1 protein-coding gene is annotated in these 1,082 nt (G+C 39.2%); it reads right to left on the reverse strand.

All coding sequences use genetic code 11. The features are described from left to right. The coding region (locus ACX1N5_RS15700) for an OprD family outer membrane porin (protein ID WP_458803574.1) at nt 1–1,082 on the reverse strand (1,082 nt) is incomplete at both ends.

Here is a 1,082-nt window from a genome sequence, read left to right on the forward strand (position 1 = left end):
TAATTGATAAAGAAGCGGTCTTCACCAAAATCATTACCCGTCTTAATACCATAATCAATACGAATATATTGTAAAGACAACCCCTTCAAATAAGGTTGTTGAAAGGCATAATTCACAATCACATCCGATTCGCTTTCCATGTTTTTACTGCCGTTGGCAGCTTTAAAGTGATTGCCATATACATATTTCACCATGGCATTTAAACCCGGTACATAGTCTTTAAAATCATATCCATAGATAAAGTGGTACGATCTTTCATCTTTCTTAAAGAACCCTGTAGTATTCCAGTTAATAAAATAGGTTTCAGGCAAGAATCCATCTGGAATCGGGTACGCTGATTTGCCTGTAATTTCTTGATAGCCTAAACCAAAGGTGTGGTTTTTTACTTTTAAGGTTTCAAGTAAACCGATGTTTTGGGCTTCAATATCAAAGCTATTGCCATCATTTTTGGCATAAAAATATTTAAACTTACTGTTTAAGGTGAAATTCTGTTGTTTCCAGCTGTGATCCAAGCCCACATAGTGTTTGTTAAACAGGTTTTCCATGTTGCCAAAGTAGTATTCGCCTTTCAGTGTTGGCGTAAACTGATAGCGTAAGTCGATATAATTCAAGCCATCAGAATATTTGGTAACGCCATTTGCGGTAAATGCAAATTTGTGAAAACCTTCCTGGTTACGTGGGGAAACTTTTTCGACCCGTCCGACTTCAACATTAAAACGATCTGTGATTTGTGACTTGAGGTTTTCGCCCCAGTAGGAGGTGAGTAACTGGCGGCTATAATCGATTGAGGTCACGGGCAAATCTAACCAGAGTTCACCGACTTTCAGTAAGGTTTTGTCATAACCAAGTTTTAGTGTGGCACCATGTTTTAAATAGTCAGAGGCTTGAGATTTTGTCTGTGTGTCAAAAGGCAACACAGTATCAGCTACATGTCTGTCATTACTTAAGCGTACCGCATATTGAACTGAAGCATCGACCCCAATAGTCAAAGGTTTATCAGCAATCTCTAAAGGTGTATCACGCATTTTGGAGGTGTAGAACAGAGAAGCCGACTGAGACCAACTCCCCGCATCCTTGATGGC

Source organism: Acinetobacter sp. ANC 4636, from assembly GCF_054454555.1.